This is a genomic window from Microbacterium gawkjiense, assembly GCF_031932225.1.
In the GTDB taxonomy this organism is placed as follows: Bacteria; Actinomycetota; Actinomycetes; order Actinomycetales; family Microbacteriaceae; genus Microbacterium; species Microbacterium gawkjiense.
On record NZ_JAUZVV010000002.1, the window covers coordinates 1,256,848 to 1,283,402 of the forward strand.

Genomic DNA, 26,555 nt, shown 5'->3' on the forward strand with positions numbered 1-26,555 from the left:
GTAGACCTTACGAATAGGGTCGCCACAAGATGCCCGACCCCGTTTGCGAGCAGTCTTAACAAACTCGTTACACTTCCCCGCCCGCGTAGGATCGAACCATGTCCGAGCTCCCCCACGTCCGGCCCGAACGACCCGCGGAGCCCGCACCCGCCGCGACCGCCCCGGCACGTCTCTCCGGACTCGACCTCCTCAGCTTCCTGTGCGCGATGTTCGCCGTCGTGTCGCTCGCCATCTGGGGTTTCACGGCGTGGGATGCTCCGTGGAACGTCGTCCTCGGCATCGCGACCCCGCTCGCCACCCTCATCGTCTGGGGCCTGTTCGCCTCACCGCGCGCCGTGGTCCGGGTCCACCCGTTCGTGCGCGGCCTCGTGGAACTGCTCATCTACCTGTCGGCGACGATCGCGTGGTGGAGCGCCGGTCAGGCCTGGATCGGCCTGGGCTTCGCGCTCGTCGCCGTCGTCGTCGGCGTCCTGGCGGGTCGTCGACGGCTGTCGTGACCGACGTCGTCGACCGCCTCCGCGACGCGCTCGGCGAGCGCGTCGACACGAGCGAGGCCGCCCTCGAAGACGCCCGCGCCGACAAGTCGGGACACCGCGCGTCGGGACGACCGCTCGCGCTCGTGCGGGCGGCATCCGTCGCGGACGTGCAGACCACGATGCGGATCGCATCCGCCACGGGCACGCCGGTCGTGGCCCGCGGCGCCGGCACGGGCCTCGCCGGCGGCGCGAACACCGGCTCGGGCGAGATCGCCCTGTCGCTGCGCGGCATGGACCGCATCCTCGAGGTGCGGCCCGACGACCTCCTCGCCGTCGTCGAACCCGGCATCCTCAATGCGGATCTCGGCCGCGCCCTCGCTCCCCACGGCCTGTGGTGGGCGCCCGACCCCGCCAGCCGCGAGATCTCCACGGTCGGCGGGAACATCGCCACGGGGGCGGGCGGACTGCTCTGCGCGAAATACGGCGTCGTCCGCGACGCGGTGCTCGCGCTCGACGTGGTCCTCGCCGACGGGCGCCTCATCTCGACCGGCCACCGCAGCGTGAAGGGTGTGACCGGCTACGACCTGACCGCGCTGATGATCGGCTCGGAGGGCACGCTCGGGGTCGTCGTGGGTGCGACGCTCAAGCTCCGACGGCTCGCGCCGGGGCAGTCCCGCACCCTGACCGCGCAGTTCGCCGATGTGCGCGCCGCCGCCGCGGGTGCTGCCGCCGTGACCGCCGTCGGGGTGCAGCCCGCGATCATGGAGCTGATGGATGCCGTGAGCCTGGCGGCCGCGCACGCGCTGCTCGGGCTGCCGAGCCCCACACCGGGTGCGACGCAGCTCACGGTCCAGACCGACGGCGTCGCCGCCGCCGCGGAACAGGCGGAGATCGCCGAGATCCTCACCGCCGCGGGCGGCGCGGTGCGCCTGGCCACCGACGACGCCGAAGCGGCGCAGCTGTGGGCGGTGCGCCGGGCGATGCACCCCGCGATGGAGAGCCTCGGGACGGCGCTCATCGAAGACGTGTCGGTGCCGCGCAGCGCCCTTCCGGCGATGTTCGACGAGATCGCGCGCATCGAGGCGGAGTTCGGCCTCACGATCCCGACCGTCTGCCACGCCGGCGACGGCAATCTGCACCCCAACTTCATCTTCGACGGCGACGAGGTCCCCGAGCGCGTCTGGCAGGCCGCCGACGCGCTCTTCCGCGCCGCGCTCGCCCTCGGGGGCACCCTCACCGGGGAGCACGGGATCGGCGTCCTCAAGAGCCGGTGGCTCGCCGACGAGATCGGCGACGACCAGTGGGCGTTGCAGCGCGGCATCAAGGCCGCGTTCGATCCGGCCGGCATCCTCAATCCGGGCAAGGTGTTCGCCGCTCAGCCGTGACGCGCGGTCGCGCCGGCCGCCGCGGTCGTCTCGCGCGGCGCGGCGGGACTCGTCGTCACCGCCAGCACCATGGAGACGATGCCGACGACACCCGGGATGGTCGCGGGCAGCACCCCGACGGGTCCGCCCGCCCCCGGAGCGACGACCGGGACGGCGGCGAACACGATCGCCAGGAGGAGACCGAGCACGAGTGCGGCCAGCGGGATGCGGCTCCACGGCTGCGGGATGACCCCGACGCGAAGGATCGCGATCGCCCCGCCGATCGCGAGCACGAACGCGACGATGTCGCCGAGTGCCGCCGTCGACTCGGCGCCGGCTCCGGCGGCGTAGCCGGTCGGCCCCGCCCACCACACGGCGTGCGCGACGACGAACGCCGCCAGCAGGAACAGCACCCCCATCCCCGCGGGGTGCCGTGCCACGACGCTCTCGTGCGCCCGGACCCCGAAGGCGTACACGACGCAGGCCGCGGCGACCAGAAGGGCACCGCCGAGCTCGAGGGGCACCGAGACGGGATCATCCGCTTGCACCGCGAGCGAGGCGAGGACGGCGAGGACGCTCTGGAGGAGCAGGAGGAGCCCTCCGATGAGCCACGACCACACCGTTGTGCGCTGCATGGCCACACCCTACGGCCCGCGCCGCCCCGGTGTCACCCGACGTACCGCCCCCGGTCCACCGTTCCCTCAGGGCGATCGTGGCAGTCTCGAACGGTCCCGTCCTCGAGGAGGTCCGCTGTGCCCGCATCCCGCTCCGTCCGCACGACCGGTGCGCTGGTCGTGGCCGGCCTCGTCGCGCTGGGCGGCGCCGCGTGCACGTCGTCGTCGCATCCCGAGGCGGACGGCCAGAGCGTCGCCGCCGCGTGCGCGACCCTCGCCGACTCGGTCGAGCAGGCGATGAGGGCGTTCACCGAGGCGGATGCCGCCGACCCGGCCGCCGCGGCGCAGGCGACCGCCGAGGTGCGCGACGACCTCGCCGCCGCGGTGACGTCGATCGGCAACGCACGCGTCGAGGCCGTCGCGGCCGATCTGCGGGCGGGGTTCGACGTCCTCGCCGAGGCGACCGCCGCGGCCTCGGCGGGCGACATCGCCGGCGCGACGGGTCTCGCCGACGCCACCGATCGCATCCGCACCGGCCTCGCCGAGTATCACGATCTGTGCAGCGGATGATCGGTGATCCGCCCTCGTCACGTACCATTTCCTGAAGCGACATTCGCCCGACGACGAGACCCCGGATCCCCGTGGCGTCCGGAACGCCGGGCCGCAGCTCGGGGGAGACCGATGTCGGAGATCATCACACGCCAGGACACCGGCGACACGCCCGCCTCGGGCGAGCACCTCGACGTGCGCTGGGCTCCCGCCGAGCCCGCGCCGCGCCCCCGTCGCCTCTGGCTGAAGATCGGTCTGCCCGCCGCCACGGTCGTGGCGGCCGCGACGGTCTGCTCCCTCGTGCTGATCGCTCCCGGCACGACCGCCGCCGGCGTCCCCGTCGGCGGGCAGACGGTGGGCATGGCCGCCGACTCCATCTCGTCCCGGCTCGCCTCGATCCAGGTCTCCCTGGGCGACGGCGGCCCGACGGTGTCCGCCGCCGACCTCGGCGCGACCGTCGACGCATCCGCCCTCGCCGACGAGGCCTTCGCGGGCAGCCCCCTCTGGAACGTCTCGGCATGGTTCGCCGAGTACGGCACGCCGACGGTCACCCTGAACGCCGAGCGCGCCGCGACGACGCTGCGCGCCGCGCTCCCCGACGCGTACGTGGATCCCACTCCCGCCGCGGTGTCCTTCCAGGACGGCGCCTACGTCAGCACGCCCGCCGTCGACGGCACGGGCATCTCGCTCGCCGCCGTCAGCGACGCCCTCGGATCCGCTCTCGCGTCGGGCGCCTCCACGGCGACGGTCGACGCGACTCCCGAAGCCGTCCCCGCCACCGTGACGACCGCCGCCGCCGAGTCCGCCGTCGAGCGCCTCAACGGCATGATCGCCGAGGCCGGTTTCTACGCGGGCGACGACCGTGCGGTCCCCGTCTCCGCCGCGGAGCTCGCCTCGTGGCTGAACGTCGAGACCGACGCCTCCGGCGCCTTCACGATCACCGCCGACGCCGCCGCGATCCAGCTCGCCGTCGACAAGCTCCCCGAGGTCGTCAACCAGGACCCGGTCACGGCCCAGGTGCTCGCGAACGAGGCCGGTGAGGTCCTGACCGCGATCGTCGAAGGCCAGGACGGGCGCGTGCTGGGCGACACGTCCGGCGTCGCGCGTGATTTCGCCGACCAGCTCGCGACGGGCGATGCGTCTTACGCGCTGCCGGTCGACGTCACGCCGCGGGAGACCGTGAGCACGGTGCGTCTGGCCGAGGTCGACCTGGGCGAGCAGCGCCTGTACCTGAAGGAGAACGGCAAGGTCGTCGACACCTGGCTCATCTCGAGCGGTCGCGACGGCGCGGTGACCTTCACGGGCCACTACTCCATCGGGTGGCGCACGCCGCTGCAGGACATGACCGGAACCTCGCGCGACACCGGGACGAAGTACACGCAGCCCGACGTCCCGTGGGTGATGTACTTCAACGGCAACCAGGCCTTCCACGGCGCCTACTGGCACAACAACTTCGGCAACCAGATGAGCGCCGGCTGCGTGAACATGCCGCCCGCCCTCGCCAAGCAGCTGTACGACTGGATGCCGAACGGCGGCGACGTCTGGATCCACTCCTGAACGTCATCTGACGCCCGGTATCCGTCGTCTAAATGCGACGGGCACGGATCACCGTTAGCCTGTGCTCATGGCTGACCTCCGCGTGGAAGAACTGTCGGCGTCGACGATCGTCGCCGTGAACACCCTCTCGCTCAAGCCGGGCCAGGAACGCTTCATCGCGCCCGAGAGCTACGCGATCGCCGCAACGGTGGTCGACCCCGCCACTTCGTGGCAGCGTGTGATCCTCGACGGTGACGAGGTGGTCGGCTTCGTGAGCGCCGGCTTCGACGCCGACGCCCCGCACGAGCACTTCCGCTCGGTGCTGTGGCGGATCAACGTGGATGCCGACGACCAGGGTCGCGGCGTCGGGCGCTACGCCGTCGAGCAGCTCACGAACGAGGCCCGCGCGCGCGGGTTCGATCACGTGAACGTCATCTATGAAGCCGGTGAGGGCGGGCCCGACGCGTTCTTCCGCCGCGTCGGCTTCACCCCCGTCGACGAGACCGAGTACGGCGAGGTCGTCGCGCAGATCCGGCTCTGACGCTCCCCCGAACGCACGGATGCCCCGGCCCGCTCTCGCGGCCGGGGCATCCGTCTGTGCGGATCAGAGTCCGTCGATGATGCCGTTCAGCGTCGCGGAGGGCCGCATGACCTTCTCCACCAGCGCCGGGTCGGGACGGTAGTAGCCGCCGATCTCGGCGGGCGAGCCCTGCACGGCGACCAGCTCGGCGACGATGGTCTCCTCGCCTGCGGTCAGCGCCTCGGCGACCGGGGCGAACGCCGCCGCGAGCTCGGCGTCGACGGTCTGACGCGCCAGCTCCTGCGCCCAGTAGGTCGCGAGGTAGTAGTGGCTGCCGCGGTTGTCGATCGTGCCGAGGGCACGGCCCGGCGACTTGTCCTCTTCGAGGAAGGTCCCGGTCGCGGCGTCGAGCGTGTCGGCGAGGACCTTCGCGTGCGGGTTGCCGGTGTAGTCGGCGAGGTGCTCGAAGGATGCCGCCAGCGCGAAGAACTCGCCGAGCGAGTCCCACCGCAGGTAATTCTCCGCGACGAGCTGCTGCACGTGCTTGGGGGCGGAGCCGCCCGCGCCGGTCTCGAACAGTCCGCCGCCGGCCAGCAGCGGGACGATCGAGAGCATCTTGGCGCTCGTGCCGACCTCGAGGATCGGGAAGAGGTCGGTGAGGTAGTCGCGCAGGACGTTTCCCGTGACCGAGATGGTGTCCTCGCCGCGGCGGATGCGCTCGAGCGAGTAGCGGGTCGCGTCGGCCGGAGCGAGGATCTCGATCGTGAGACCGTCGGTGTCGTGCTCGGCGAGGTAGGTCTTCACCTTCACGATGAGGTTCGCGTCGTGGGCGCGGTTCTCATCGAGCCAGAAGACGGCGGGCGCACCCGTCGCACGCGCACGGGTGACGGCGAGCTTCACCCAGTCGCGGATGGCGACGTCCTTGGTCTGCGTCGCGCGCCAGATGTCACCGGGCTGGACGGCGTGGGAGAGGAGGACCTCGCCCGCCCCGTTCACGACCTCGACGGTGCCGGCCGCGGCGATCTCGAACGTCTTGTCGTGCGAGCCGTACTCCTCGGCGGCCTGCGCCATGAGGCCGACGTTCGGCACGGAGCCGATCGTGGCCGGGTCGAGCGGACCGTTGGCGATGACGTCGTCGATCGTCGCCTGGTAGACGCCGGCGTACGAGGAGTCGGGGATGACGGCGATGGTGTCATCCTCGCCGCCGTCGGCGCCCCACAGCTTGCCGCCGTTGCGGATGAGCGCCGGCATCGAGGCATCCACGATCACGTCGGAGGGGACGTGCAGGTTCGTGATGCCCTTGTCGGAGTTGACGTACGACAGGCGCGGGCCGTCGGCGATGGCCGCCTCGAATGCCGCGCGGATCTCGTCGCCGCCCTCGACGCCGCCGAGACCGGCGAGGATCGCGCCGAGGCCGTCGTTCGGGGTGAGTCCGGCAGCCGCCAGCGTGTCGCCGAAGCGCGAGAAGACGTCGGCGAAGAACGCGCGGACGACGTGGCCGAAGATGATCGGGTCGCTGACCTTCATCATCGTGGCCTTCAGGTGCACGGAGTACAGCACGTCGTCGGCCGCCGCCTGGGCGATCGTGTCGGCGAGGAAGGCGTCGAGGGCCTTCGCCGAGAGGAACGTCGCGTCGACGACCTCACCGGGCAGGACCTTCAGACCCGACTTCAGCTCGGTGACGGCGCCGTCCTCCCCCGTGAAACGGATCGTGAGGACGTCGTCGTTCTCGATGACCGTCGAGGTCTCGTTGGACTTGAAGTCGTCGTGACCGAGCGTCGCGACGCGGGTCTTCGAACCCTCTGCGAACGCCTTGTTGCGGTGCGGGTGCTTGCGCGCGTAGTTCTTGACCGACAGCGGCGCGCGGCGGTCGCTGTTGCCCTCGCGCAGGACCGGGTTCACCGCGGAGCCCTTGATGCGGTCGTAGCGGGCGCGGACGTCCTTCTCGGCGACGTCCTTGGGCTCGTCCGGGTAGTCCGGGATGGCGTAACCCTGGGACTGGAGCTCGGCGATGGCCGCCTTCAACTGCGGGATGGATGCCGAGATGTTCGGCAGCTTGATGATGTTGGCCTCGGGGAGCGTCGCGAGACCGCCGAGCTCGGCGAGCGCGTCGCCGACCTGCTGCTCGGGGGTGAGGTTCTGGGGGAAGGCGGCGAGGATGCGGCCCGCGAGCGAGATGTCGCGCGTCTCGATGCCGACGCCCGCCTTTCCGGCGAACGCTTCGACGATCGGCAGGAAGGACGCCGTCGCCAGCGCGGGAGCCTCGTCGGTGTAGGTGTAAATGATGGTGGAATCGGGCACGTGTCGTCTCCAAGAAAAGGGCGTCGCGGATCGGTCTCAGCGTATCGCACCGCCCCCGTTTCTCTCGATGTCGAGATATCTCGGCGGGCGCGGAAGACACCTGCGTGCGCGGCCGGATGACCGCTAGGGTGAGCGCGTGCCGCGCTTCGATCTGCCTCTGTCCGACCTCCGCGACTACCGTCCCGACGTCCGCGTCCCCGCGGACTTCGACGCCTTCTGGTCGACCACGATCGCGGGTGCTCGCGAGGCGGGCGGCGCGCCCGTCGTTACGCCCGTGACGACGCCGCTGCGCGGCATCGAGGCGTTCGACGTCACGTTCCCCGGGTTCGCGGGCGACCCGGTCAAGGGCTGGCTGCTCCTGCCCGCGCACCGTGACGGGGCGCTGCCCGCCATCGTCGAGTTCAACGGCTACGGCGGCGGACGCGGGCTCCCCGTCGAGCGGCTCGGGTGGGCGGCATCCGGGTACGCGCACTTCTTCATGGACACGCGCGGCCAGGGCAGCGCGTGGGGGGCGGGCGGCGCGACGCCCGATCCGCACGGCTCGGGCCCCGCCTTCCCCGGCTTCATGACGCGGGGCATCGACGACCCCGAGACCTACTACTACCGGCGCGTGTTCACCGACGCCGTGCGGGCGATCGACGCGGTGCGCACCCTTCCCGAGGTGGATGCCGCCCGCGTCGCCGTGACCGGGGGCAGCCAGGGCGGCGGCATCGCGATCGCCGCGGCCGCGCTGAGCGACGGGCTCGTCGCCGCCATGCCCGACGTGCCGTTCCTCTGCCACTTCGAGCGCGCCGTGGGCATGACCGGGCGCGACCCGTACGAGGAGGTCGCGCGGTACCTCGCCGTCCACCGCGGTGCCGAGGAGCGGGTCTTCGAGACCCTGGCGTACTTCGACGGGGTGAGCTTCGCCGCCCGGGCGGATGCGGCATCCCTCTTCTCCGTCGCGCTCCTCGATCCGATCTGCCCGCCGTCGACGGTGTTCGCCGCGTTCAACGCATGGGCGGGGGCGGACAAGGAGATCGAGGTGTTCCCCTTCAACGAGCACGAGGGCGGTCAGGCGCACCAGTGGCTGCGGCAGGCCGAGTTCCTCGCCGCGCGGGTCTGAGCGGGATCAGTCGAACGGAGGCCGCTCGCCGGTCCCCCGCTCGATGATCCAGGTCGGCAGGGTGATCTGGCGGACGAACCCCGACGGGTCGCCGATGCGCTCCATCGCGAGCGTCGCCGCGCGACGCCCCAGCTCGAGCGGGTCGTAGGAGATGACGGACACCCCCAGGACGTCGGCGGTGTCGAAGTCGTCGAAGCCGATCAAGGCCGTCCGCTGGTCGTCCCGTGCGCGCAGCGCGCGGAGGGCGCCGACCGTCACGCGGTTGTTCCCCGCGATGATGGCAGTCGGCGCGGCGTCGCCCCGCCAGAGCCGTTGCACCAGGTCGACGGGAGAGATCTCGAGGTCGTCGCCGAGCATCTCCCACGGGGTCGGATCGACACCCGCCTCGGCCATGGCCTGCCGGTAACCGGCGAGTCGCTCCGATTGCGTCCAGACGGATGCCGGGTTGCAGACGTACGCGATGCGGCGATGGCCGAGCGCGGTCAGCCTGCGCGTCGCGTCGAGGACGGCGGTGCGGTTGTCGAGCACGATCGCGTCCGCCGCGAGGTTGCGGGCGGGACGGTCGATCGCGATCACGGGTGTGCCCAGCTGTCGCTCACCCTCGAGGTAGGACTGGTCCTCGCCGACGGGGATGAGCAGCAGAGCCCCGACGCGCTGGGCCAGGAGCGCATCGGCGACACGCCCCTCGCCCTCCTCGGTGTCGTCGGTGGTCGCCACGACGAGGCTGAACCCGTGGGACGAGAGCTCCTTCTCGATCCCCGCGGCGACCTTGTAGTAGAACGGGTTGCTCAGCTCGCCGATGATGAATCCGACCGTGCGGCTGCCTCCGCGTCGGAGCCCCTGGGCCAGGCTGTTCGGTCGGAACCGCAACCGCTTGGCCGCCGTGAGCACGCGCTCGACCGTCTGCGGCGAGACCAGCTCGCGCTGTGCGAACACCCGGGACACCGTCTTCGAGCTGACCCCCGCCAGACGTGCGACGTCCTCGAGGGTCGCGCGCTGCTGCACCGTCATGGTTCCTCCTGACGCCGAGGATAGCACCAGGGCCGCAATGACGACGATAGACATTTTAGCGACATCGGAGACGTCGAGCTGTCTCCATCGCGCTCACGAAATCCAGATCAGCGGTATTTTTCTGGACTTCGAAAGAGACAGGACAGACAGAGACAGCGCTGTCATTTCGCCCTTGTGGAGGGTCCTCCGCGCGGCTAGCGTGAGCGCCATCGGCGAAGTCGCCGACCCGCACCCGAGTGGTTTCGAAGACGAACCTGACAGGAGACGCACACATGGCACGCACACGGATCGGCGCCGCACTCGCGACGCTCACCGTCGCCGGCATCGCGCTCGCCGGCTGCGCCGGCGGCGGCGCCCAGCCGGCCGGCGACAACACGATCGACGGCGAGGTCGCCGGCGACATCAAGGTCATCACGTGGCGAACGGACCTCGTGGAGGACGGCACGTTCGCGGAGTACGCCAAGGAGTTCCAGAAGACCTACCCCGACGTGAACGTGACCTTCGAAGGGATCACGGACTACGCCGGGGAGATGCTCACCCGCATGTCGACCACCAACTACGGCGACGTCATCGGCATCCCGGCGATCAAACCCGACCAGTACGAGCAGTTCCTCGAGCCGCTCGGTGACACGTCGTCGTTCGAGGACACCTACCGCTTCCTCCCGGCCGCCAGCTACGACGGCACGCAGTACGGCATCGCCTTCGGCGGCAACGCCAACGGCATCGTCTACAACAAGAAGGTCTTCGAGGAGGCCGGCATCACCGAGCTGCCCACCGACGAGGCGAGCTGGCTCGAGACCCTCCAGAAGGTGAAGGACGGGACCGATGCGATCCCGATGTACACCAACTACAAGGACGGCTGGCCGCTGACGCAGGCGTTCGGCAACCTCGGCGCGATCACGCATGACCCGGACGCGCCCATCACGATGGCCGAGGACCCGGCGCCCTGGACCGAGGGCACCGACGCCTACGCGGTCGACTCGTTCCTGTACGACACCGTCGCCGCCGGCCTCACCGAGGAGGACCCGCTCACCACCAACTGGGAGCAGTCGAAGGTCGACCTCGGCACGGGCAAGATCGCCACGATGCCGCTCGGCTCTTGGGCCATCTCGCAGATGCAGGCAGCCGCCGAGGCGAACGGCGGCTCCGCCGACGACATCGGCTACATGGCCTTCCCCGCCAACGTCGACGGAACGCAGTACGCCGTCATCGGCGGCGACTACAACCTCGCCGTGAGCAAGCACTCCAAGGCGAAGGCCGCCGCGTGGGCGTGGATCCAGTGGGTCGCGGCCGACTCGGGCTACACCGAGGCGCAGGGCATGATCTCGCCCGTGCTCGACAAGCCGCTCCCCGAGAACCTCGCCGGGTTCGAGGACTCCGGCGTGGAGCTCATGGAGATCAACCCCGCCCCCGCCGGCAAGGAGGGCCTCATCAACTCCGTCGCCGACGACTCGCAGATCGACCTCTACGGCCCCCTCTACCGCCAGAAGCTCATCGACATCGCCCGCGGCGCCGCCGACGGCGACAAGGAGAGCTACTTCGCTGAACTCAACGAGCGCTGGGGCGCATCGGTCGAGAAGCTCGGCTGAGAGAGGCATCCACGATGGCGATCGCAACTCCCGGCTCCGCTCCCGCGGACGCCCCTGCGGTCCTGTCCGCACCCGCCCGGGTGCGCCGGCTTCGCGGCTCGCGCCGCGGGACCGGCGCACCCGGCGCCGGGTCGCGCGGGGCGGGACGCGGGATCGTCCAGCGGCTCACGCCCTGGCTCTTCCTCTCGGGGGCCGTCGGCCTCCTCCTGCTGTTCACGTACTGGCCCGCGCTGAACCTCTTCTACTACTCCGTCACCGACTGGGACGGCATCGACCTCGAGAAGAACCTCGTCGGGCTTGACAACTACATCCAGGTGTTCACCGACCCTCGCATCTTCAGCGTCTTCTGGGTGAGTCTGTATTACTTCGCGGCGTCGTTCCTGCAGATGGCGATCGCCCTCTACTTCGCGACGATCCTCAGCTTCTCGACGCGGTTCTCGAACCTCTTCCGCGGCATCCTGTTCTTCCCGTACCTGATCAACGGCGTCGCCATCGGGTTCGTCTTCCTCTACCTCTTCCAGCCCGGCGGCACCCTCGACACCGTCCTCGGCTGGTTCGGCCTCGCCGACCCGCCGCAGTGGCTCGGCGACCCGGACGTCGTCAACTGGTCGCTGGCGGGCACCTCGGTCTGGCGCTACACCGGCCTCAACTTCGTCCTGTTCCTCGGCGCGATCCAGTCGATCCCGCGCGAGCTGTACGAAGCCGCGGAGCTCGACGGTGCCAACAAGTGGCAGCAGTTCTGGTCCATCATCGCCCCCGGCATCCGTCGCATCATCGGCCTGTCGTTCATCCTCGCCATCGCCGGCAGCCTGTCGGTGTTCGAGGTGCCCTTCATCATGACCGGCGGCGCCAACGGATCCGCGACGTTCGTCATCCAGACCCTGCAGACCGCGTTCTCGTTCCGGCAGGTGGGCCTCGCCTCGGCGATGGCCGTCGTCCTGCTGGTGATCGTCCTGGTCGTCACGGTGATCCAACGACGCGTGTTCCCCGACGAGAAGGTGGACCTGACGTGACCGCGACCCTGATGCCGCCCACGAAGCCGACGTCGCTCCCCCGGCGCCGGTCCGCGCGGACGCCGCTGCAGCGCCTCGGCAGCCTGAGCGCGACGGCGGCGAAGTACACGAGCCTCGTGATCGCGGCGATCGTGACGCTGCTGCCGCTGTCGGTGCTGCTGTTCGCGGCGATGAAGAGCTCGAGCGAGTATGCGAGCACGGGCCCCTTCGACCCGCCCTCGAACTGGTTCAACGTCGACAACTTCGTGACCGCGTTCACGAGCGGCAAGATGCTCGAGGGCTTCGTCAACACGACGATCGTGCTCGCCGTGTCGCTCGTCGGCACGATCGCGCTCGGCACGATGGCCGCCTACGCCCTCGACCGCTTCCAGTTCCGCGGCAAGAAGGTCGTCATGGGACTCTTCCTGCTCGCGACCCTCATCCCGGGGGTCACGAGCCAGGTCGCGACCTTCCAGCTCGTCAACGGCCTCGGGCTCTACGACACGAAAGCCGCGCTCATCCTGCTGTTCATGGGCACGGACATCATCGCGATCTACCTGTTCATCCAGTTCATGCAGTCCATCCCGATCTCGCTCGACGAAGCCGCCATGATCGACGGGGCGAACCGGTGGACCATCTACTGGCGTGTGGTGCTGCCGTTGCTGCGTCCCGCGATCGCGACGGTCGTCATCATCAAGGGCATCGCCGTGTACAACGAGTTCTACGCCCCCTTCCTCTACCTGCCCTCCGAGGGCATGATCTCCACGTCCCTCTTCCGATTCAAAGGGCCCTTCGGCGCGCAGTGGGAGGTGATCGCCGCCGGGACGCTCGTCGTGATCATCCCGACGCTCATCGCCTTCCTGCTCCTGCAGCGTTGGATCTATCAGGGCCTCACCTCAGGAGCCGTCAAGTGACCCACCTCTCCCGCCGCCCCCTCCACGACGGGTGGACCGTCCGCGCCGCCGCAGGGCCCGTCCCCGACGCCCTCGCGGGGGCCGACGTCGACGCGGTCGTGCCCGGCAGCATCCACGTCGACCTGCTCGCCGAGGGGCGCATCCCCGACCCGTTCCACGGGGACAACGAGTCGCTGCTGGCCTGGATCGGTCTCGTGGACTGGACCTACCGCACCACGTTCGCCTGGACGCCCGACGGCAGCGACCGCCACGACCTCGTCTTCGACGGCGTCGACACGGTCGCGACAATCCGCTTGAACGGCCGCGCCGTCGGTGAGGTCGCCAACCAGCACCGGTCGTACCGCTACGACGTCGCCGCGCACCTGCAGGACGGCGACAACGAGCTCGAGGTCGCCTTCCGCGCGCCCGTGCCCTACGCGAACCAGGCCAGCCTCGACCTCGGTGCCCGCCCGCGCCCCTACCCGCTGCCCTATGAGGCGATCCGCAAGTCCGCCTGCAGCTTCGGCTGGGACTGGGGCATCGCCACCTACACGAGCGGCATCTGGAAGCCGGTGCACCTCGAGTCCTGGTCCACCGCGCGCCTGTCGCGGACGCGCGTCGTCGCGACACCGATGGGCGACGGCGGACGGGTCACCGTCGACGTCGACGTCGAACGGACGGATGCCGCCGGCTCGAACCTGGAGGTGCACGCGATCGTCCGCGGTCCCGGCCTGGACGGCGAGACGACCGCGAGCGCCGCGGTCGTCGGCGAGACGGGCCGCGTCGAGGTGAACCTCTCGGCCGTCCGACGCTGGTGGCCGGTCGGTCACGGCGAGCAGCCGCTTTACACGGTCGAGGTCGTCCTCCACGCGGCGGGTCGGACGCTGGACGCGACCACCCGACGGGTCGGGTTCCGTACTGTCCACTGGGACACCGAGCCGGATGCCGCGGGCACCCCCTACACGCTCGTCGTCAACGACCGGCCGATCTTCGTGAAAGGCGTCAACTGGATCCCCGACGACGCACTCCCCGTGCGCGTCGATCGGGACCGCTACGAGCGCCGACTGCGCCAGGCGATCGACGCGAACGTGAACCTCATCCGCGTGTGGGGCGGCGGCCTCTACGAGTCCGACGACTTCTACGACCTCGCCGACGAACTCGGACTGCTCGTCTGGCAGGACTTCCTGTTCGCCTGCGCCGCCTATCCCGAGGAGGAGCCCCTGCGCTCCGAGATCGAGGCCGAGGCGCGCGAGAACGTCGTGCGTCTGGCGTCGCACGCCTCGCTCGCCCAACTCGTCGGCAACAACGAGAACCTGTGGGGCTTCGAGGACTGGGGTTGGAAGCTGAGCCTCGACGGCAAGAGCTGGGGCGCGACGTACTACTACGAGCTGTTCCCGGCGATCATCGCCGAACTCGCCCCTCACGTGCCGTACGCCCCCGGCAGCCCGTTCAGTCCGGAGACGGGATGGGATGCCGCATCCGGCCGTCAGACCGGACCGCACCCCAACGACGAGAAGCACGGCAGCATGCACCTGTGGGAGCAGTGGAACCGCCGCGACTGGTCGACCTACCGCGAGCACACCCCGCGCTTCGTCGCCGAGTTCGGCTGGCAGGCACCGCCGGCGTGGACGACGCTCGTCGACTCGGTCGACGACAGTCCGCTCACCCCGGAATCGCCGGGCATGATCGTGCACCAGAAGGCGATGGAGGGGAACACGAAGCTCACGAACGGGCTGCTCCCCCACTTCCGGATGCCGGCCGATATGGAGACGTGGCACTGGGCCATGCAGCTGAACCAGGCCCTCGCCGTCGGCGCCGCGCTCGACCACTTCCGCTCGTGGGCGCCGCACACGATGGGCGCCGTCGTGTGGCAGCTCAACGACTGCTGGCCGGTCACCTCGTGGGCGGCGATCGACGGAGCCGAGCGGGTCAAGCCGCTGTTCCACGCGCTGAAGAACGCCTTCGCCGCGCGCGTCGTGACGGTGCAGCCGCGGGACGGCCGGCTCGTCGCCGTCCTCGGCAACGACACCGATGAGACGTGGACCGTTCCGCTCCGCACCCGACGCGTCTCGTTCGGCGGCGACGTGCTCGCCGACGGCGCGGTGGACGTCACCGTCGAGGCCTGGGGGACGCTCGCCGTGACGATCGACACCGACCTGACCACGCCGACGGATGCCGCCGCCGAAGCGCTCGTCGTCGACGCCGACTCCGCGCGCGGGGTCTGGTACTTCGCCGAGCCGCGCGACTCGACGCTCGGCGACCCGGGCCTGGCTGTGGCGACGCGCCCCGTCGAGGGCGGCACGGAGGTGAGCATCACGGCGGAGCGCTTCGCCCGCGACGTCTCGCTGCTCGCCGACAAGGTGCACACCTCCGCGCAGCCGGCCGACGGCCTGCTCACGCTGCTCCCCGGCGAGACCGGGCGCATCGTCGTGCACCACGACGCCGGCATCGCACTCGATGCCGCCGCCCTCGCCGATCCGCGCGTGCTCCGCTCCGCCAATCAGCTGGTGACCGGATGACCGCCCTCGAGGGGCCAGTCTGCGGCATGACGTGGGGATGGACGGGCGTCCGCGGAACGTGGTCGACCCCCGCCGCAGCGGCATCCCTCGACGCGATGGCCGACCACGGCGTCACCTGGACGGCGCTCGCGTACGCCGCCGAGCAGGCGACCGCGTTCTCGACCGACATCCCGTTCCGCGACGAGCCGACGGTGACCGAGGACGAGATCGTGCACGCGATCCGCGCCGCGCACGAGCGTGGGATGAAGGTGTGCCTGAAGCCGGTCGTCAACGTCGCCGACGGGACCTGGCGCGCCTTCATCGGCTTCTTCGACTGGGACGTCCCCGGCGAACCGAGCTGGACCGAGTGGTTCGCGTCCTACCGGGCGTTCATCCTCGACGCCGCCCGCATCGCGCAGGCCGAGGGCTGCGCGATGCTCTGCATCGGCTGCGAGATGGTGCGCGCCGACGGGCAGGAGGCGCACTGGCGCGAGCTCATCCGGGCGGTGCGGGAGGTGTACTCCGGACTGATCACGTACAACTGCGACAAGTATCAGGAGGACCGGATCGGCTGGTGGGACGCGGTCGACGTCATCTCGTCCAGCGGCTACTACCCGATCGACGCGTGGCAGGAGAACCTCGACCGGATCGAGGCGGTGGTCGAGGCATCCGGCACGCCCTTCGTGTTCCTCGAGGCGGGCTGCCCGTCGCGGGAGAACTCCCCGATGAGGCCGAACGACTGGGCTCTCGAGGGCGCTCCGTCGGGCCAGGCGCAGCTCGACTACTACCGCGCGATGTTCGACGCGTGCGGCGAGCGGGAGTGGGTGTCGGGCTTCTTCCTCTGGGACTGGCCGGCGGAGCTCTACGCGCCCGACGCGGCGGAGGACAACGACGACTACTGTCCATACGGGAAGCCGGCGGGTGAGTTCCTGCGCTCGCACTATCGTGCGCTGACGGCGGCTGCCACAGGAGGAGGACGATGAGCGCGCGCCGCGTGCTGGCCATCGACGCCGGCCAGAGCGACATCAAGGTGAGGGTCGACGACGGCTCCCGTCGGGAGGACCTCGCGTTCCGCGGCATCCACACCGGCGGACCGCTCCTGCCCCAGCTGGCGCGCGTCGTCCACGAGACCCTCCAGCGCACGGGCACCGAACCCGACATCGTCGCGGCGGGGATCTCGGGACTCACCGACCGCGACGCGGATGCCGACGCGCTGCTCTCGCTCGTCCACGCCGACGGCGTGCGGGCCACGATGCTCGCGCACGACTCGACGACGTCGTTCCTCGGTGCGCTCGGCGACCGGCACGGCGCGGTCGTCGCGGCCGGAACGGGAGTGGTCACCCTGGCCGTCGGCGCGACCGACACGGCCCGTGTCGACGGGTGGGGCTGGATCATGGGCGACGCCGGCAGCGGCTACTGGATCGGTCGAGAGGCGCTCGACGCCGTCATGCGCGCATACGACGGCCGCGGACCGGCGACGCTGCTGACCGACGACGCCCTCGCCCGGTGGCCCGACCTCTCGCAGGCGTACATGGCCCTGCAGGCCGATCACGATCGCGTGCGGGTGGTCGCGTCGCTCGCGCGGAACGTCGCGCGGGCGGCGGATGCGGGCGACGCCGTCGCGCGGGAGATCTCGCACCGTGCCGCGCAGCAGCTCGCGTGGTCCGCTCGGACCGCCGTCCGCCGCGTGCGCACCGACGAGCCGGTGTTCGACGTCTGCGCGATCGGCGGGGTGTTCGCCTCGCGGACGCTGCACGACGCCTTCGCGGCCGCGCTCGGCGAGGGCGCGGGGCTGCGGCTCGTCGCCCCGCAGGGCGTCGGGATCGACGGCGCCCTCGCCCTGGCCGAGATCACGACGGCCCACCCCCTGGGTACGGCCGTCCACCGCGCCGGCGCGATCTGACCCGCGGCCGGCGTCCGGCGTGCCGAGTGCAGGTTCAGAAGACTCCGACCGCAGGCTGCGCGCGGTGACGGCCGCCTGAACCTGCATCCGGCACGAACGGCAGACCACGAACGACGGATGCCGGGGCCCCGACTTCGGGCCCCGGCATCCGTCAGCGGCTCAGCGCCGGCTCAGACGAGCGATTCGCGCCAGGCGCGGTGCAGCTGCGCGAACTTGCCCGTGCCGGCGATGAGGGCGTCGGGGGTGTCGTCCTCGATGATCCGGCCGTGCTCCATGACGAGCACGCGGTCGGCGATCGCGACCGTCGACAGACGGTGCGCGATGATGATCGCCGTGCGGTCGGCGAGCAGGGTGCCGAGGGCCTCCTGGATCTGGCGTTCGCTCGGGATGTCGAGCGACGCCGTGGCCTCGTCGAGGATCAGCACCGCGGGGTCGGCAAGGAACGCGCGCGCGAACGAGATCAGCTGACGCTGACCGGCCGAGACGCGGCCACCGCGCTTGTTCACGTCGGTGTCGTACCCGTCGGGCAGCTTCTCAATGAAGGCGTCCGCACCGACCGCGCGGGCCGCCGCACGGATCTCGTCCATCGTCGCGTCGGGCTTGCCGAGCGCGATGTTGTCGGCGACGGTCCCGCTGAACAGGTACGCCTCCTGCGTGACCATGACGATCGCGCGGCGCAGGTCCTTCGGGTGCAGCTCCCGCAGGTCGACGCCGTCGAGGGTCACGGCCCCCTTCGTCGGGTCGTAGAACCGCGCGACGAGCTTGGCGAGGGTCGACTTGCCGGCGCCCGTCGTGCCGACGAGGGCGATCGTCTGCCCGGCCGGGATGTCGAGCCGGAAGTGCGGCAGGATCGTCTTCGACTCGGAGTACCCGAACGTCACGTCGTCGAAGCGCAGGTGGCCGGTCGCCTGGCGCAGGTCGACCGGCTTCGTGGGGTCGGGGACCGTCGGGTCCTCCTCCAGTACGCCCGACACCTTCTCGAGCGCCGCGGTGGCGGACTGGTACGAGTTCAGGAAGAACGCGACCTCCTGCATGGGCGCGAAGAAGTTTCGCACGTACAGGACGGCCGACAGCAGGAAGCCGAGCTCGAGCGCACCGCTGACCACGCGCAGCCCGCCCCACAGCACGACGGCGGCGAGGGCGAACGAGGCGAGCGCCATCATGGCGGGCTCGAACGTGCCGAACAGGCGGATCGAGCGCATGTTGATGTCGCGGTAGTCGCTCGCGAGCCCGCCGAACTCGCCGTCGTTGGCCGGCTCCTTGCGGAAGGCCTTGACGGCGCGGACGCCGGTCATCGTCTCGACGAACTTGACGATCACCTTCGCGCTCACGACGCGCGATTCGCGGTAGACGACCTGCGAGCGCAGGTAGAACCAGCGCATGAGGAAGAACAGCGGGATGCCCATGAAGGCGAGCACGAGGCCGGACTGCCAGTCGAGCAGGATCAGCGCGACGAGCGTGAACCCGCCGTACAGCAGGCCCGAGACCAGCTCGTTGAGTCCGCCGTCGAGCAGCTCGCGGATCGTGTCGAGGTCGCTCGTCTGACGCGAGATGATGCGGCCGGACGTGTACGACTCGTGGAACTCGAGGCTGAGCTTCTGCGTGTGCAGGAAGATCCGCTTGCGGAGGTCCAGCATGACCGCCTGAGTCAGCCGCGCCACGACGACCGCGTACCACCCGATGAGGGCCGCACCGCCGATCGCAGTGACCAGGAACACCGCGACGACGGCGATCGTCGGCATCCAGTCGGCCTCTTTCTGGACAGCGGGCAGGGCGTTCGCGATGCCCCAGCCGACCAGCGCCGGGCCGGCCACGCGGAGCACCGTTGAGACGACCAGCACGATGCCCGCGAGGACGAGCTGCATCTTCAGCGGCGTGACGAGCGACCCGAGCAGTCGCAGCGAGCGGCGCCGGATCTGCCGGCTCTCCTCGCGGGTGTAATCGGAGCGGTCTTCGCCGCTGGTGCCCGTGACGGTGCTCACAGGGACACCTCCCTCTTCTGCTGACGTTCCTGCTCGTCCTCGAGGCTCGAGATGACGTGCCGGTAGTGCTCGCTGGTGCGCAGGAGCTCGGAGTGCGTGCCGACAGCGGTGATGCGCCCCTCTTCGAGGAGGGCGACGCGGTCGGCGAGCGTGACGGTGGACGGCCGGTGGGCGACCACGAGGGCCGTCGTCTCGGCGAGCACCACGCGGAGGGCGTCCTCGACGAGCGCCTCGGTGTCGACGTCGAGAGCCGACAGCGGGTCGTCGAGTACGAGGACGGCCGGGCGGGCGGCGACGGCACGGGCCAGTGCGAGACGCTGACGCTGACCGCCCGAGAGGCTCAGCCCCTCTTCGCCGATGACGGTGTCGACGCCGTCGGGCAGGTCGTCGACGAACGCCGCCTGCGCGACCTGCAGGGCTTCGCGCAGGACGCGCTCACCCTCGGGGCTGTGCGGATCGAGGTCCTCACGACCGAGGAGGACGTTCTCGCGCACGGTCTGCGAGAACAGCGTGGCGTCCTCGAAGGCCATGCCGACGTGACGGCGCAGCTCGGTCAGCGGCAGCGCGCGCACGTCGACGCCGTCGAGCAGCACGCGTCCTCCGGTGACGTCGTACAGGCGTCCGGGCAGCGTCGTGAGCGTCGTCTTGCCCGAGCCGGTGAGACCGACGAGCGCCATGGTCTCGCCCGGCCGCAGCGACAGGTCGATGCCGTCGAGCAGGTCTCGCTCGGTGGCCGCGGCATCCTGATAGCGGAACCGCGCCCCCTCGAAGACCAGCTCGCCGCGGGGTTCGGCGATCGAGACGGGGCGTTCGGGGTCGACGATCGTGTTCTGCTCGTCGAAGACCTCGAAGATGCGGTCCGTCGCGGTGCGCGCGTCGACGAGGAACGAGAACAGGAACCCGATGGATTCGACGGGCCACCGCAGAATGGTCGCCATCGCGAAGAAGGCGATGAGCGCCGCGGTGTCGATCTGCTCCACCGACACGAGGTAGATGCCCGCGCCCAGGCACAGCGCGAACGCGATGTCGGGGAGCAGCACCAGCCAGAACCAGATCCAGCCGACGGCCTTGGCCTTGCTGATCTCGGTCTCGCGGAGCGTCTCCGCCTGACGCGTGAACTTGCGCAGGGCGTGGCTGCCGCGGCCGAAGGCCTTGAGGACACGGATGCCGTGGACCGACTCCTCGACGGCGGTCGCCAGGTCGCCGGCCTGGTCCTGGCTCTGCCGCGAGAGCATGCCGTATCGGTTCTCGAAGACGTAGCCGGCGATCCACAGCGGTGCGGAGACGACGACGAAGATCGTGCCGAGCAGCCAGTGCCAGCTGAACAGAATGACGGAGCCGACGACGATCGTGATCATGTTCACGACCAGCAACACGACACCGAAGGCCATCCATCGACGGATGAGGCCAATGTCCTGCATCATGCGGCTGAGCAGCTGGCCGGACTGCCAGCGGTCATGGAAAGCGACCGGCAGCCGCTGCAGGCGCGCGTAGAAGTCGGTGCGCAGCTCGTACTCGACGGCGGTGGCTGGGGCGAGCACGAACCAGCGGCGCGCCCACACCATGAGCGCCTCGAGGAGGCCGAGCAGCAGCACTGCGCCGGCGCCGAGGGCGATCAGCCACGGGTCACCCGAGGCTATGGGCCCGTTCGTGCCGACGATCTGCTCGAGCACGAGGGGGATGGTGAGACCCAGCAGACTCGCGATGAGCGCGCTGAGGGCGCCGAGCCCCAGGCGCGGGAGCACGGGCTTCGCGAAGGGGATCAGGCGGGCGAGGGAACGGGCGGTGGACAGACGGGGATGCGTCGAGGAGGTCATGATCCTGCACAGGTGAGGAGCGGATGCCGAAGCGGCGAGGAGCGCACGGGGGCGCGGACGATCGGGGTCTCGGGGACCCGTCGAGGGAGAACGATGAGGGGCGCGGGAAGCTTCCGCGCGAGGTCAGACCTCGGTCGTCATCCCCGACGGACGGGGCGTCCGGCGACGAGGAAGGCGGCGGACTTCGTGTAGACGATCTCCGGGGACATGGCTTCCTCCTTGATGGGGCCGGACAGGGCCCCCGCGGCGTGCGGGAGCCCTCCAGGATATCCCTGAGGATTCGCTGTAAGCAAGCGCTTACTCAGATGGATTGATCATTTCCCCGCTTCGCGCTGCAGCAGGCTCTGCTTCACGTGCAGCCCCCACGCGAACCCGCCGAGCGCTCCCGCGGTGCGGAGGACCCGGTGGCACGGGACGAACAGCGCCGGCGCGTTCCGCGCGCAGATGGATGCCGCGGCCCGGACCGCGTTCGGCGATCCGAGGTGGGCCGCGAACTCGCGGTACGTGAGCGGTCCCCCGGCCGGGATGCGACGCAGGGCCGCCCACCCGGCGGTCTGCAGGGCGGTGCCGTACTGCATCACGGGCACGTCGTCGATCGCGGTGAGGTCGCCGTCGTAGTACGCGAGCGTCCGCGCCGCCGCCTGCGTCCGCCCCGGCGCGACGTGCGGCGGCACGCGGTCTGCGCGGAGGCGCCCGAGGATGCGCTCGGGGTCGTCCGTCCACCCGGACGACAGCACCCGACCGTCGTCCTCAAGGATCGTGAACGGGCCGTCGGGGGTGTCGATGGTCTGCAGGATCGCGGTCATGAGGCGGCCTTCCGGGAAGAGGGATCGAGGTCCACGGCACGCCAGGCCTGCGTGACGGGCGCGGCGTACCAGAGGTGCGCCATGAGGTAGCTGCGCCAGGGCGCGACCCGCGCCGACCAGGCGGTCAGGTTTTTCGCGTCCGACGGGATGCCGGCGGCCGCCGCTCCCGCCCGGGCCGCCACGTCGCCGGGCAGCAGGACGTCGGGGTCGCCGAGCACCCGCATGCGCACGTAGTCAGCGGTCCACGGCCCGATCCCCGGGAGGGCGAGCAGGGCGGCGCGCTGTTCGTGGGTGTCGTCGCCGGGTCCGAGCCGGAGCGAGCCGTCGGCGAGGGCCGTCGCCGCCTGAACGATGGCGCGGATGCGCGCGCCCGGTCCCCGCAGCACCTCGGCACCGTGCTCGGCGACGGCCTGCGGCGTCGGGAACAGGACGGCGGGTCCGTGCGGGGTCTCGACGGGCTCGCCGAGGGCGGCGGCGAGGCGGCCCATCACCGTCCGCGCCGACGCGACGCTGATCTGCTGGCCGATCATCGCGCGGATGAGCATCTCGTCCGCGTCGATCGCTGCGGGCAGACGCACGCCGGGCACCCGCGCGACGAGGGGCCGCAGCTCGGGGTGCGCGGCGAGCGCCGCGTCGACGGCGGCGGGGTCGGCGTCGAGGTCGAACAGGCGACGGACGCGGGACAGGAGCGGGGCGAGGTCGCGCAACGAGGCGAGGTCGGCGCGCAGCCGCATCCGTCCCGCGGCATCCTGCCGCACCTCGAACCACGCCGGTCCGCCGTCCAGCCGGATCGTGCGCGCGAACGACGCCGTCTCACCCACCTCGACACCCGGGATCGCATGGGCGCGCATCCACCCGAACAGGCCGACGGAGTCGAAGGGCTCGCGCACGGGCAGGACGAGGTCGATGCGGCCGGCGGTCGCGGTCCCGCCCCGCCGCCTCGCGCGCAGCTCGGTCGGCGACAGCGCGAAGACCTCGGTCATGGTGTCGTTGAACTGACGGATGCTGCCGAAGCCCGCCGCGAACGCGACGTCGGCCATCGGCAGCTCGGTGTCGACGAGCAGGGTCCGGGCCGTGTGCGCCCGGTGGGCCCGCGCGAGGGCGAGCGGGCCCGCCCCGAGCTCGGCGGCGAGCAGACGCGTGAGGTGGCGTTCCGAGTAACCGAGACGCCGTGCGAGCCCGGGCACTCCTTCCCGGTCGATGACGCCGTCGGCGATCAGGCGCATCGCGCGACCGGCGACGTCGCCGCGGAGGTTCCACTGCGGCGAGCCCGGGGTCGCCTCGGGGAGGCAGCGTTTGCACGCGCGGAAACCGGCCTCGTGCGCGGCGGCGCTCGTCGGGTAGAAGGTGACGTTCGCGGCTTTCGGCGTGCGGGCCGGGCAGCTCGGTCGGCAGTAGATGCCGGTCGAGTGGACGGCGGTGACGAACTGTCCGTCGAACCGCGCGTCCCGCGCGTCGATCGCGCGGTACCGCTCGTCGAAGGTCATCGGCGCGATCGTCATGGCTCCAGCCTGACACGCGCCACCGACACCGACTCGCGGAAATCGGACACGACAGCGGATGCCGCGGTTCAGCCGGCGGGCGTCCAGCCCGCGACGTCGGAGAGCAGCGGAGCGTCGTCACCGTCGCGCACCGTGACCCCGGTGACGTCAGGGGCGACGATCGTCACGCGCGGGGCGGCGGCGAGCGGCCGTGCGACGGCGGCCTGCACGATCGTCGACTCGATCCGGGCGAGCAGATCCCGCGCGGCGTAGACGTCGACGGTCTGCTGGAGCGTCGAGATCAGCTCGTCGCGTGCGGGGTCGGCCTGGCCGACGAGGCTCGACGATCCGTCGGTGCCCCACTGCTGGGCGATGGCCCGAGGGGTCTGCGGCACGCGGACGCGCCGGATGACGGCATCCCACCCGGGCGCCTTCACGGCGGCGTCGAGGTCGTCCGTGGCGCAGTCGACGACGTCCCACCCCGCCTCGGCGGCCGCCGTCTTCAGAGCGCCGAACGCCCCCTTGGCGAAGCCGTTGCGGGAGTCGTAGAGGACGCACACGCGCGCGTCGTCGCGGACACCCGCCGCCGTCCGGTCCAGGGCGGCGTCGTCGGCCGGCGTGCCGAGCGCCTCGGCGAATCCGGAATCCTCCGTGACGACGTCGAAGGCGCGGGACCCCGGCGCCGTGACCATCGACGTGGTCTTCGGGTACGCCTGCGCCCACTCGCCCGCACCGGCGGCGACCATCTCGTCGGCGGGGACGACACGCAGGAAGGCCGCGCGCGCGGCGCGTTCCGTGAAGACCCCGTCGGGACTGAGGAGCAGCGTCCAGATGGTGCCGTCGTGCGTCGTCTGCACGACGAAGTCCCGTCGCTCGCGCTGACGGACGGCTTCCCGGTCGTCGGGGGTCGGGCTCAGCGAGACGATGTCGAGCGACTCCCCCACCGCCGCGACGGGATCGTCGCCGCGCGGGACGAGCTCGATGTCGGCGAACTTGGGCGCGGCCGCACCGGCGTAGGCCGGGTTGGGCGCCAGCGTGACGCTCGCGCCCTCGTCCGCGATGTCGGCGACGACGTAGGGGCCGCTCGAGAGCGCGAGATCGGCGTCGACGGTGTCGCCCGAGACGGCGAAGGCGGTGTTCCAGACCTCCGCGATCGCGGCGAGGGCACCGGCATCCCGCTCGAGGACGGCCCGGATGACCGCCTGCTTCGCCTCCATCGGGTCGTCGAGGTCGAAGGCACGCATGCCGACCGTGTGCGCCGGGGCGTCCGCCGACACCGCGGTCTGCCACGCGATGGTCGGGGCTGCGAACATGACGTCGATCGACCGCGCGAACTCGTCGATCCTCGGACGGGGCGCCTCCAGCGCGGCATCCGACGGGCCGTCCTCGGACAGCAGACCCACGGATGCCGCCCATCCGAGGACGAGGTCGGCGGCGTCGAGCGGGATGCCGTCAGACCATGACGGCTCCGCCAGGTCGTAGCGGACCGTGAACGGGTCTTCTTCAAGGATGCGGACCGTGCCGAACGACTCGTCCGGGACGACCTCACCGTCCACGACACGGCCGAAGGACGATCGGGTCACCGCCGCGATGTCGCGGTTGCCCGGCGTCGGATCGACCCGGGCGTTCAGGGATGTCACCGGACCGGCCCAGCCGACGGTGACCGTGCTGTCGGGGACGACGGACGGCGGGAGCGCCGACGCGCACGCGCTCAACGCCAGGACGGCGACCGCGACAGCAGCGACCGCGGTGCGGCGGGAAGCTCGCATCCGCTGATCAGATGCGGTCGGTGTCGTCGCCGAGCTCCTCGGCCATCTGCCGGTACGGCTCGCTCTCTTCGCTTTCGAGCCAGCTCTTCGCGTACTCGAGCAGCACGGCGGGCGAGTCCTCCGCCTCGGCTGCGCTGGCGAACGGGCCCAGGCAGTCCTCCGACGGGCGCTCGTCGTCGCGCACCACGGACTGGGTCGAGAGGTTGTACCAGTAGGTCTGCGAGGTGGTCATCGTCGCGACACTCCGTTCGTCATCCTGATCCTAATCATCATGAACACAGGCAACGGGCCGCGATGCGGATCCTGAGATCGCATCGCGGCCCGTGAGCGAGCCGGGGATCAGCCTGCGGCCATCTCCGCGTCCGTGTCGCGGATGCGGTCCGCCATCTGGTCGAGCGCCTGCGCCATGTCGTTGACGGCCTCGGCGGCGTCGTCGAGCGACGTCGTGAGCTCCGAGTAGGCGGTCGAGTAGGCCTCGGACGCGTTCTCGGTCTTGAAGCCGTCCTGCACCAGGTCGTCGATGATGCCCTGGAGCTCCTTGAGCGTGTCGGTGACGGTCTGGCGACCGTCGCGAAGCCGCGCCGCCGCGCTCTCCATCTCGCTGTATGTTGCACCAAAATCGTGAGCCATGAACCCGCCTCCCAGCGTGTCGTCGTGGTGCGGGGACCTTGTCCATCCCCCCGCGTCACCGATGCTAGCGAAGGACATCCGAGCCACATATGGGGAGAACTACCCACCTTCGAGGCCCTATATTTCGCCCAGCACGAACCGCCGCGCGGATCAGTGTCCGATCGGGCCCTGCAGGTCGACTATGACCTGGATAGCCGAGAGGGTGGGACGCTTCTGGAGAGTATCGGCCGTGCCCGGCCCACCCAATGACGGGAGGGGAACGAAGATGAACGATTCGTCGAAGTCCGGCGGACCCTGCTGCTCGACCGCCTGGGGAAAGACATCCCACGCGAACTTCTCCGACAGGTATTCCGAACCGTCCAGCTTCAGCAGACCGAGAAAGGTAGCGGCTTTGCCCATCCCCGTACCGCGGTTGCTTCTGAACATGAGAGCGACGAGCCCGCCCAGACTCGGCTCCCACGTGATCAGGTCACCGAGACCGGTCACCATGACAGGAATGGCGATCCCGTCCCCCTGGGTCTTCCCGATGCGGTCGCCGAGCTCGGACTCGTACACGCCAGGGTTGATGACGCGGATGAAGCCCTCGCCGAACGTGCCATATCCGTACTGCTCCCAGATCTCGACGATCTCCGCGGGAACTCGGTCACGGTAGGCAGCGATCACTTCCGGCTCTACCGGCGCATGCGGGACGAAATCCTCGACCTGAACCATGGTTTCCA

The 26,555-nt window shown here is 70.7% G+C and carries 23 protein-coding genes; 12 read left to right on the plus strand and 11 right to left on the minus strand.

Annotated features, from left to right (window positions below; translation table 11 throughout):
* Positions 1-98: 98 nt before the first annotated feature.
* Together Q9S71_RS14295 and Q9S71_RS14300 are read left to right on the plus strand one after the other, a co-directional pair.
* Positions 99-497: a YrdB family protein gene (locus tag Q9S71_RS14295; RefSeq protein ID WP_064001298.1), complete on the plus strand. Its 399-nt coding sequence runs from the start codon at positions 99-101 to the stop codon at positions 495-497.
* Positions 494-1,861 carry an FAD-binding oxidoreductase gene (locus Q9S71_RS14300; RefSeq protein ID WP_311863067.1) on the plus strand — a complete coding sequence of 456 codons (1,368 nt, stop codon included), beginning with the start codon at positions 494-496 and terminating at the stop codon, positions 1,859-1,861. The genes Q9S71_RS14295 and Q9S71_RS14300 overlap by 4 nt, the downstream gene beginning before the upstream one ends.
* Here the strand turns inward: Q9S71_RS14300 and Q9S71_RS14305 are convergent.
* Positions 1,852-2,475, minus strand: a complete 624-nt coding sequence (locus tag Q9S71_RS14305; protein WP_311863070.1) for a hypothetical protein — start codon at positions 2,473-2,475, stop codon at positions 1,852-1,854. The genes Q9S71_RS14300 and Q9S71_RS14305 overlap by 10 nt on opposite strands.
* 117 nt (positions 2,476-2,592) lie before the next feature.
* On the opposite strand from Q9S71_RS14305, the gene Q9S71_RS14310 reads away from it, so the two are divergent.
* From Q9S71_RS14310 to Q9S71_RS14320, 3 genes are all read left to right on the plus strand, one after another.
* Positions 2,593-3,024 carry a hypothetical protein gene (locus tag Q9S71_RS14310; RefSeq protein WP_311863071.1) on the plus strand — a complete coding sequence of 144 codons (432 nt, stop codon included), beginning with the start codon at positions 2,593-2,595 and terminating at the stop codon, positions 3,022-3,024.
* 111 nt (positions 3,025-3,135) lie between these two features.
* The gene (locus Q9S71_RS14315; protein ID WP_311863072.1) at positions 3,136-4,560 is read left to right on the plus strand and encodes a L,D-transpeptidase family protein; all 1,425 of its coding nucleotides are present in this window, start codon (positions 3,136-3,138) and stop codon (positions 4,558-4,560) included.
* Between the two features lie 67 nt (positions 4,561-4,627).
* Positions 4,628-5,080 carry a GNAT family N-acetyltransferase gene (locus tag Q9S71_RS14320; protein ID WP_064001293.1) on the plus strand — a complete coding sequence of 151 codons (453 nt, stop codon included), beginning with the start codon at positions 4,628-4,630 and terminating at the stop codon, positions 5,078-5,080.
* Positions 5,081-5,143: 63 nt separating this feature from the next.
* On the opposite strand, the gene Q9S71_RS14325 is transcribed toward Q9S71_RS14320, so the two are convergent.
* A complete protein-coding gene (locus tag Q9S71_RS14325) occupies positions 5,144-7,360 on the minus strand; it encodes an NADP-dependent isocitrate dehydrogenase (RefSeq protein ID WP_311863074.1) in 2,217 nt (738 codons plus the stop codon).
* A 136-nt stretch (positions 7,361-7,496) separates the two neighbouring features.
* Between Q9S71_RS14325 and Q9S71_RS14330 the strand changes: the two genes are divergently transcribed.
* On the plus strand, positions 7,497-8,465 hold the full coding sequence (locus Q9S71_RS14330; RefSeq protein WP_311863076.1) for an acetylxylan esterase: 969 nt from the start codon (positions 7,497-7,499) through the stop codon (positions 8,463-8,465).
* A gap of 6 nt (positions 8,466-8,471) precedes the next feature.
* Here Q9S71_RS14330 and Q9S71_RS14335 read toward each other — a convergent pair whose 3' ends face one another.
* A complete protein-coding gene (locus tag Q9S71_RS14335) occupies positions 8,472-9,476 on the minus strand; it encodes a LacI family DNA-binding transcriptional regulator (RefSeq protein WP_311863078.1) in 1,005 nt (334 codons plus the stop codon).
* A 272-nt stretch (positions 9,477-9,748) separates the two neighbouring features.
* Here Q9S71_RS14335 and Q9S71_RS14340 point away from each other — a divergent pair, with 272 nt between their 5' ends.
* The 6 genes from Q9S71_RS14340 to Q9S71_RS14365 are packed head-to-tail and all read left to right on the plus strand — an operon-like array spanning position 9,749 to position 17,351.
* Positions 9,749-11,065, plus strand: a complete 1,317-nt coding sequence (locus tag Q9S71_RS14340) for an ABC transporter substrate-binding protein (RefSeq protein ID WP_311863080.1) — start codon at positions 9,749-9,751, stop codon at positions 11,063-11,065.
* 14 nt (positions 11,066-11,079) lie between these two features.
* Positions 11,080-12,078 carry a carbohydrate ABC transporter permease gene (locus Q9S71_RS14345; RefSeq protein WP_311863081.1) on the plus strand — a complete coding sequence of 333 codons (999 nt, stop codon included), beginning with the start codon at positions 11,080-11,082 and terminating at the stop codon, positions 12,076-12,078.
* Complete coding sequence (locus Q9S71_RS14350) at positions 12,075-12,971, plus strand: carbohydrate ABC transporter permease (RefSeq protein WP_311863082.1); 897 nt, start codon at positions 12,075-12,077, stop codon at positions 12,969-12,971. The genes Q9S71_RS14345 and Q9S71_RS14350 overlap by 4 nt, the downstream gene beginning before the upstream one ends.
* Positions 12,968-15,469 (plus strand): glycoside hydrolase family 2 protein, encoded by a 2,502-nt coding sequence (locus tag Q9S71_RS14355; protein WP_311863083.1) that lies wholly within the window; start codon positions 12,968-12,970, stop codon positions 15,467-15,469. The genes Q9S71_RS14350 and Q9S71_RS14355 overlap by 4 nt, the downstream gene beginning before the upstream one ends.
* 26 nt (positions 15,470-15,495) lie before the next feature.
* The gene (locus tag Q9S71_RS14360) at positions 15,496-16,431 is read left to right on the plus strand and encodes a glycoside hydrolase family 113 (RefSeq protein ID WP_311863084.1); all 936 of its coding nucleotides are present in this window, start codon (positions 15,496-15,498) and stop codon (positions 16,429-16,431) included.
* The gene (locus tag Q9S71_RS14365) at positions 16,428-17,351 is read left to right on the plus strand and encodes an N-acetylglucosamine kinase (RefSeq protein ID WP_311863087.1); all 924 of its coding nucleotides are present in this window, start codon (positions 16,428-16,430) and stop codon (positions 17,349-17,351) included. The genes Q9S71_RS14360 and Q9S71_RS14365 overlap by 4 nt, the downstream gene beginning before the upstream one ends.
* A gap of 170 nt (positions 17,352-17,521) precedes the next feature.
* Here Q9S71_RS14365 and Q9S71_RS14370 read toward each other — a convergent pair whose 3' ends face one another.
* The 8 genes from Q9S71_RS14370 to Q9S71_RS14405 all read right to left on the minus strand — a co-directional run bounded on the left by Q9S71_RS14370 (position 17,522) and on the right by Q9S71_RS14405 (position 26,547).
* Positions 17,522-19,333, minus strand: a complete 1,812-nt coding sequence (locus tag Q9S71_RS14370) for an ABC transporter ATP-binding protein (RefSeq protein WP_311863089.1) — start codon at positions 19,331-19,333, stop codon at positions 17,522-17,524.
* Complete coding sequence (locus Q9S71_RS14375) at positions 19,330-21,150, minus strand: ABC transporter ATP-binding protein (protein WP_311863091.1); 1,821 nt, start codon at positions 21,148-21,150, stop codon at positions 19,330-19,332. Before Q9S71_RS14375 ends, Q9S71_RS14370 begins: the two co-directional genes overlap by 4 nt.
* Before the next feature lie 314 nt (positions 21,151-21,464).
* Positions 21,465-21,956 (minus strand): methylated-DNA--[protein]-cysteine S-methyltransferase, encoded by a 492-nt coding sequence (locus tag Q9S71_RS14380; protein ID WP_311863093.1) that lies wholly within the window; start codon positions 21,954-21,956, stop codon positions 21,465-21,467.
* Complete coding sequence (locus tag Q9S71_RS14385) at positions 21,953-23,458, minus strand: AlkA N-terminal domain-containing protein (protein WP_311863095.1); 1,506 nt, start codon at positions 23,456-23,458, stop codon at positions 21,953-21,955. Before Q9S71_RS14385 ends, Q9S71_RS14380 begins: the two co-directional genes overlap by 4 nt.
* A gap of 68 nt (positions 23,459-23,526) precedes the next feature.
* Entirely contained in the window at positions 23,527-25,206 is a 1,680-nt protein-coding gene (locus Q9S71_RS14390) for an ABC transporter substrate-binding protein (RefSeq protein WP_311863098.1), read from the minus strand.
* Positions 25,207-25,213: 7 nt separating this feature from the next.
* On the minus strand, positions 25,214-25,438 hold the full coding sequence (locus tag Q9S71_RS14395; RefSeq protein ID WP_064001283.1) for a hypothetical protein: 225 nt from the start codon (positions 25,436-25,438) through the stop codon (positions 25,214-25,216).
* A gap of 107 nt (positions 25,439-25,545) precedes the next feature.
* On the minus strand, positions 25,546-25,836 hold the full coding sequence (locus Q9S71_RS14400) for a WXG100 family type VII secretion target (protein WP_311863101.1): 291 nt from the start codon (positions 25,834-25,836) through the stop codon (positions 25,546-25,548).
* A 150-nt stretch (positions 25,837-25,986) separates the two neighbouring features.
* Positions 25,987-26,547 (minus strand): GAD-like domain-containing protein, encoded by a 561-nt coding sequence (locus Q9S71_RS14405; protein WP_311863104.1) that lies wholly within the window; start codon positions 26,545-26,547, stop codon positions 25,987-25,989.
* Positions 26,548-26,555 lie beyond the last annotated feature (8 nt).

What these genes read in the sequence shown, in the direction of transcription:
- Q9S71_RS14295 (WP_064001298.1), top strand. Translation starts at nt 99, where the DNA reads ATGTCCGAGCTCCCCCACGTCCGGCCCGAACGACCCGCGGAGCCCGCA.
- Q9S71_RS14305 (WP_311863070.1), bottom strand. Translation starts at nt 2,475, where the DNA reads ATGCAGCGCACAACGGTGTGGTCGTGGCTCATCGGAGGGCTCCTCCTG.
- Q9S71_RS14315 (WP_311863072.1), top strand. Translation starts at nt 3,136, where the DNA reads ATGTCGGAGATCATCACACGCCAGGACACCGGCGACACGCCCGCCTCG.
- Q9S71_RS14320 (WP_064001293.1), top strand. Translation starts at nt 4,628, where the DNA reads ATGGCTGACCTCCGCGTGGAAGAACTGTCGGCGTCGACGATCGTCGCC.
- Q9S71_RS14335 (WP_311863078.1), bottom strand. Translation starts at nt 9,476, where the DNA reads ATGACGGTGCAGCAGCGCGCGACCCTCGAGGACGTCGCACGTCTGGCG.
- Q9S71_RS14340 (WP_311863080.1), top strand. Translation starts at nt 9,749, where the DNA reads ATGGCACGCACACGGATCGGCGCCGCACTCGCGACGCTCACCGTCGCC.
- Q9S71_RS14345 (WP_311863081.1), top strand. Translation starts at nt 11,080, where the DNA reads ATGGCGATCGCAACTCCCGGCTCCGCTCCCGCGGACGCCCCTGCGGTC.
- Q9S71_RS14360 (WP_311863084.1), top strand. Translation starts at nt 15,496, where the DNA reads ATGACGTGGGGATGGACGGGCGTCCGCGGAACGTGGTCGACCCCCGCC.
- Q9S71_RS14365 (WP_311863087.1), top strand. Translation starts at nt 16,428, where the DNA reads ATGAGCGCGCGCCGCGTGCTGGCCATCGACGCCGGCCAGAGCGACATC.
- Q9S71_RS14375 (WP_311863091.1), bottom strand. Translation starts at nt 21,150, where the DNA reads ATGACCTCCTCGACGCATCCCCGTCTGTCCACCGCCCGTTCCCTCGCC.
- Q9S71_RS14380 (WP_311863093.1), bottom strand. Translation starts at nt 21,956, where the DNA reads ATGACCGCGATCCTGCAGACCATCGACACCCCCGACGGCCCGTTCACG.
- Q9S71_RS14385 (WP_311863095.1), bottom strand. Translation starts at nt 23,458, where the DNA reads ATGACGATCGCGCCGATGACCTTCGACGAGCGGTACCGCGCGATCGAC.
- Q9S71_RS14390 (WP_311863098.1), bottom strand. Translation starts at nt 25,206, where the DNA reads ATGCGAGCTTCCCGCCGCACCGCGGTCGCTGCTGTCGCGGTCGCCGTC.
- Q9S71_RS14395 (WP_064001283.1), bottom strand. Translation starts at nt 25,438, where the DNA reads ATGACCACCTCGCAGACCTACTGGTACAACCTCTCGACCCAGTCCGTG.
- Q9S71_RS14400 (WP_311863101.1), bottom strand. Translation starts at nt 25,836, where the DNA reads ATGGCTCACGATTTTGGTGCAACATACAGCGAGATGGAGAGCGCGGCG.
- Q9S71_RS14405 (WP_311863104.1), bottom strand. Translation starts at nt 26,547, where the DNA reads ATGGTTCAGGTCGAGGATTTCGTCCCGCATGCGCCGGTAGAGCCGGAA.